Annotated in this window: 3 protein-coding genes, 2 tRNA genes and 1 pseudogene; 4 read left to right on the top strand and 2 right to left on the bottom strand. The window is 44.5% G+C overall.

Features of this window, described 5'->3' with window-relative positions; genetic code table 11:
• Nucleotides 1-312: pseudogene (locus tag Q7P41_RS09420) on the top strand (hypothetical protein); the annotation flags it as partial.
• Nucleotides 313-403: 91 nt separating this feature from the next.
• Here Q7P41_RS09420 and Q7P41_RS09415 read toward each other — a convergent pair.
• Nucleotides 404-1,105, bottom strand: a complete 702-nt coding sequence (locus Q7P41_RS09415; protein ID WP_303883767.1) for an aspartate/glutamate racemase family protein — start codon at nt 1,103-1,105, stop codon at nt 404-406.
• Nucleotides 1,106-1,130: 25 nt separating this feature from the next.
• Entirely contained in the window at nt 1,131-1,865 is a 735-nt protein-coding gene (locus tag Q7P41_RS09410) for an SDR family NAD(P)-dependent oxidoreductase (protein ID WP_303883766.1), read from the bottom strand.
• A 106-nt stretch (nt 1,866-1,971) separates the two neighbouring features.
• Between Q7P41_RS09410 and Q7P41_RS09405 the strand changes: the two genes are divergently transcribed.
• From Q7P41_RS09405 to Q7P41_RS09395, 3 genes are all read left to right on the top strand, one after another.
• Nucleotides 1,972-4,047 carry a patatin-like phospholipase family protein gene (locus Q7P41_RS09405; protein WP_303883765.1) on the top strand — a complete coding sequence of 692 codons (2,076 nt, stop codon included), beginning with the start codon at nt 1,972-1,974 and terminating at the stop codon, nt 4,045-4,047.
• Nucleotides 4,048-4,141: 94 nt separating this feature from the next.
• Nucleotides 4,142-4,227: transfer RNA gene (locus Q7P41_RS09400), tRNA-Tyr, on the top strand.
• A 4-nt stretch (nt 4,228-4,231) separates the two neighbouring features.
• Nucleotides 4,232-4,307: transfer RNA gene (locus Q7P41_RS09395), tRNA-Thr, on the top strand.
• The last annotated feature ends 244 nt before the right edge of the window (nt 4,308-4,551 follow it).

The following is a 4,551-nucleotide window of genomic DNA, read 5'->3' as shown; positions in this document are numbered from 1 at the left end:
CCGCAACTAGATCCTATCAGGGGAATACCCCTATCCGAACTTCATCCAGGCGATGTTGTTTTCCTTGCAAATTGTGATGAAGAGATAGCTGCAAAGGTCTTTATGATACGACTATTAAAAGATGGCCGATATGAAGTCCACGGTACGATAGAGGAAGAAGACAAAGAGGTTTACTTCAGATTTGTAGCGCCAGGAGATATAAAGGTTAAGGCTCTGCAATCAGGCGTAAAAAGCGGTTTGGATGCCGGGTTAATATTGTCTTTATTGTTTGTAATTCTAGTGTTTATAATTGTTTTGTTCTTGCCTTTTTAAAAGGGCTGCCAAAATAACAACCGAAATGACTGCTATGTTAGTTAATTATCCCTGGTTAATATGGCAAAAATACTTTTTAGGTAAATCTAACCTAGGACGCACCGTTGTAAATGATCGAAATGCACTTTAATGCCAAGGCCTCCAAGCTAGAGATCATTAAGTCGGTATCCAGGTTGGTGGCTTTAAACGCCAGGGGAATTTCCGTACAAGCTGCTATGAACGGAAGATCTCTTTTCTCTTGCAACGAGGACAAAACCTTGGACAGCATGGATGCTGCCCCTCGCAAATCGTTTTTCTTCACTAGCTCGATGCATCCATGAACTTCCTCTTGTTCTTTTGGATCGGGCAAAAAAAGCTCAACTTCCATTTGCTTGGCGTACTTTTGATAAAGTTCGGTCTTTATGGTTCCATTGCTAGCGAGAAGCCATGCGCCAGAAGGTGACTTTTGCTTTGTTTGTTCCAAAGTCGAATGAACTATGTGGACCAAGGGCCTTGATAGTTGGTCTTTCATTTTATCAATGAAGTAGTGAGCGGTATTGCAAGGTACTGCCAGCAAATCAGCTCCCCAGGAAGCAAGTTTATTGAGACCTTCGAGCAGGTAGGGCGAGGGATCTTTCCCGCCGTATAATATCGCCTCGGTTCTATCCGGGATTTGTGGCCATGAAAGCAGAATGACTTGAGGGTGTTCCTGGTCACGACTTGCGGGCGCCAGTTTGGCCAATAAAACCATAAATTCTGCTGAGGCGGCAGGGCCCATGCCCCCCAATACACCGAGTGTCTTTTGAGGCGTCATGTTTTAAACCTCCCTTAATTTTTAGTTAATCCATATAGCAGCCAGCGTTAACGTCTAATACCTCGCCGTTTACGTAATCGTTTTCAATTAAGAATCTCACCGCATGAGCTATTTCTTCGGGTCTGGCCAACCGACCGTTGGGAGAAAGACTGGCGAGTCTTGCTTTATCTTCAGGAGTCAGAAGATCTGTGTCTACGGGTCCAGGAGCTACCGCGTTGACTTCTATGTTATGTTCTAATAGTTCTCTGGCCAGGTGGAAAGTCATGCCAAGTAGTCCTGCTTTGCTTGCTGCGTAATGAACCCCCATGGTGCCTCCGTCTTTTCCTGCCAGGCAACTTACGTTGACAATTTTCCCACCCTCGTTTCCTATCATATATGGCAAAACGCACTGGGTTAATATAAAGGCGCCTTTTAGGTTGACGTTTAAAACTTTATCCCAGTCTGCTTCGTCTATTTCAAGTAAAATAGCGTTTTCCCCAATAATGCCAGCATTATTGACAAGTATATCGATTGTATCAAAATCTTCAACTATTGCTTGAACACACTTACTAATTTCAACTTTATCAGTAAGATCCATCTTATAACATTGTGCCTTTCTGCCTAATTCTTCGATTTTCCTGGCTGTTTCAAGGGCATAAGCCTCGTTTTCGTTGTATGTAAAGGCGACGTGAGCCCCATGAGACGCCAATTCAAGGCAGATGGCCTTGCCTATACCTCTGCTTCCGCCAGTTATCAAAGCTACCTTATCCTGAAGCTTCACGGCGTTTCCTCCTTATATTCTATTTTAATTTTAATCAAAGAGATATGAATTACAATCCCAAGTATAATAAACCAAAGAGTTAATTTTTTGGTCGGAGGTCAGTGTCATGTTTAGGAAGGTTAAAAAAGTCACGATTCTACTCGTGTTTATTTTTTTTGCCTTGGTTTTTGTTGCTTCAAGTGCATTTGCTGACAGGGGGATTGTCTTAGCCCTTTCAGGAGGGGGCGCCAAGGGGTTGGCACATGCAGGAGTCATTAAAGCCCTCGAGGAAGAGGGAGTAAAGATAGCTGGGATAGTGGGAACAAGCATGGGTGCTATTGTTGGTGGTCTGGCTGCTAGTGGGTATGACGGTGCTGAGATAGAGCGGATATTTAGGGAGCTGGATTTGTACGAACTGTTTTGGGACGGCAAAGACGGCAATTCACCTTCATCGATGGAACGGCCAATTATTAGGCTAAGTTACGACGAAGAAAATCGAATAATGGGCAGAATGGGGATAATTGAGGGAAGGGATTTGTACGGGGAGATGTTGAAATATGTATCTTGTGTCAAAACTTATGACTTCATGAAATTTCCCATTCCCTTTGCTGCTGTAGCCACCGATCTTGAGACGGGCGAAATGGTTGTTATCACGAAAGGGAACCTTGCCTCTGCCATGAGAGCCTCCATGGCATTGCCAGGCATTTTCTCTCCGTGGCTATATAATGGCAAATTGCTCATCGATGGTGGTTTGGTGGCAAATTTGCCCGTTAGGGTGGCAAAAAATATATTTCCCGGTTATCCGGTTTTAGCAATAGATGTAACCGGTAAGTTGGTAAAAAAAGAAGAGATCCGCTCAATGATCGATGTATTGGGCCAAACTGTGGGGATAATGACTGCCAAAAACGTTGAAGAAGATTTGCAATACGCCGATGCTATCGTAAGGCCCGCTGTGGATGATATATCTTTGATGGATTTCAGTAATATAGACGAGTTGATCGAGCGTGGAGCCAGAGCCACATTTGAACAAATGGATCAGATAAAAGCACTTGTCGTAAAGATCGTTGACGATGAACAACCACTTAAAAATCCGATAGTAAAGGATGTCAGGCTGACTGGTATTCCCGACATACAAAAATCGTTCACAAGAGAAAGAAGATCATGGATGGGTCGGCCTTTGGACATGAAAGAAGTTAACAACACCCTTCTTGAGCTTTTAGAGCATGATCGCGTCGCCATGGCTGATTATAAACTCATAGAAGAGGACGGGAAGGTAATTGTGGAGTATGTGGTGAAAAGAAAACCTCAAAAAGAATATGCCTTTTCCGGCTATAGCACTAATATTTCTTCAGATAACAGGTGGGCGACATTGAAATACATGCAAAGGGATTTATGGGATTTGGGCGATGAGGCTCACTTGCAATTTTGGCTTGGGGAAAATTTCTTTGCGAGAGCCAGTTACGTTGGAAGCGAGGGAAGTAACTGGCGCTTCGAGTCAAGTTTGGCCTTTCAAGATTGGGAGATAACTCCAGAAAATTACGGCAAGGTCAACTGGAAAAGGTATTTTGCTTACCTAGGGTTTGATAACGTCGGTGAAGACTACATGTCTTTTAGCGGTGGTATTGCCTTCGATCATGTGGATGATGGCAAAGACGAGCACCACTGGGGGCCGATGGTTAAATTCTCGTATAAAAACAAAAAAGACGACAAATCCGCTGGTTATTTCGAAACTGAAGGGCTTTTTTGGTATCCAGAGGGAGAAACATTGCTAGGTCGCGTTGTCTTTGCGTCCTCTTTACCGTTAAGCGATGAGTGGAGGGCAACCATTTCTGGTGGGGTAGAAAAGGGAGATGCGAGCACGCCTGCGTGGGCTGCTTATTTGGGGGGTTATGGAGAAATGCTTGGTCGATTGGGACACCCCGTTATGGCAGAAAACGCTGCTTGGACTAGGGTGAGCGTGCAAAATACTTTTGCTAAAGGTTTGTGGGGTAAATTGGAACCCGAATTTTTTGGTGCTATCGGATATGCATTGGATGATGACTGGCGTAGGATCCAAGAGCTATGGGAAGTCGGAATAGGATTGAATATCCCCAACAGGATTATTGACTTAAGCGTATTTGCTTTATATGATGATCGTAGCGATTGGACCTTTGGCTTTTCAGTGGGGACGCCGCCTGTTTCTTATGGACCGGTGATGCCATAGTCCTACTTTAAATCTTGGAAGGATTCTTTGAAGTTGACAAACTGCTAAGTCCTTGTATAATCATTCTCACAAGCCGGTGTACATGGTCGGTTGCGGGGGGATAGCCAAGCGGTCAAAGGCAGCAGACTGTAAATCTGCCGGCGTCTGCCTTCGCAGGTTCAAATCCTGCTCCCCCCACCATTAGGCCGACTTAGCTCAGCAGGCAGAGCACTTCCATGGTAAGGAAGGGGTCGCCGGTTCGATTCCGGCAGTCGGCTCCAGGAAGTTAGAGGTCCGAGACGTTGGATATGTTTCGGATCTCTTTTAGTATGTTGCCGTGAATTATGACTACCGAGGACTTACTTACAGCTATGATTGAATGAGGGGAAAATTCTGTTAGTATTTGGATAATGTTACAGGCGAATGGATCAGTCAAGTGTCATTATCGGTTGCAATCTACGATTAGGATAAGGGAGGCTGACAAGCATGGCAAAGGCAAAGTTTGAGAGGGTAAAACCACATTTA

The sequence above is a fragment of the Acetomicrobium mobile genome, from assembly GCF_937920065.1.
Note: the sequence above shows the minus strand (reverse complement) of the source record. Positions and strands in the feature narration are given on the sequence as shown.

Bases quoted from the DNA above. Each gene is read 5' to 3' on its own strand.
- Q7P41_RS09405 (WP_303883765.1), top strand. From the start codon at position 1,972: ATGTTTAGGAAGGTTAAAAAAGTCACGATTCTACTCGTGTTTATTTTT.
- Q7P41_RS09415 (WP_303883767.1), bottom strand. From the start codon at position 1,105: ATGACGCCTCAAAAGACACTCGGTGTATTGGGGGGCATGGGCCCTGCC.